The 647-nt window shown below is 67.1% G+C and carries 1 protein-coding gene; it reads left to right on the plus strand.

Translation table 11 applies throughout. The features are described 5' to 3' along the window. Positions 1-632, plus strand: a 632-nt coding sequence (locus tag CIL02_RS00585; protein WP_094398550.1) for an acetyl-CoA carboxylase carboxyltransferase subunit beta, incomplete at its 5' end; no start/stop codon positions are given. Between the last annotated feature and the right edge of the window lie 15 nt (positions 633-647).

The following is a 647-nucleotide window of genomic DNA, read 5'->3' on the forward strand; positions in this document are numbered from 1 at the left end:
GCCCCAGGGTGGCCGAGGATCCGCTCAAGTTCCGCGACCAGAAACCCTATCCGGCGCGCCTCAAGGCCGCGCGAACCAGCACCGGCGAACAGGACGCCTTCCTCAATGCCTCGGGCACGATCCTCGGCCGCAAGGCAGTGATCGGCGTGCAGGACTTCGCCTTCATGGGCGGCTCGATGGGCCAGGCCGTGGGCGAGGCGTTCATCCAGGGCGTCGAGGCCGCGATCGCGGCGCGGGCGCCCTATATCGCCTTCACTGCCTCGGGCGGCGCGCGCATGCAGGAAGGCATACTCTCGCTGATGCAGATGCCGCGCACCACCGTGGCGATCGAGATGCTCCACGATGCCGGCCTGCCCTATATCGTCGTGCTGACCGACCCGACCTCGGGCGGCGTGATGGCCGCCTATGCGATGCTGGGCGACGTCCAGATTGCCGAGCCGCGCGCAATGCTCGCCTTCACCGGCCGCCGCGTGATCGAGAACACGATCCGCGAGAAGCTGCCCGACGATTTCCAGACCTCGGAATATTATCGCGAGCACGGCCTGATCGACATGGTCACCCATCGCAAGGAGCTGCGCGAGACGCTCGGCCAGCTGATCGGGCTGCTGTGCGAGGGGAAGAAGGCGGCGTGAGCGGGTTTCCCTAAT

This window comes from Prevotella sp. P3-122 (assembly GCF_002251365.1).
In the GTDB taxonomy this organism is placed as follows: domain Bacteria; phylum Bacteroidota; class Bacteroidia; order Bacteroidales; family Bacteroidaceae; genus Prevotella.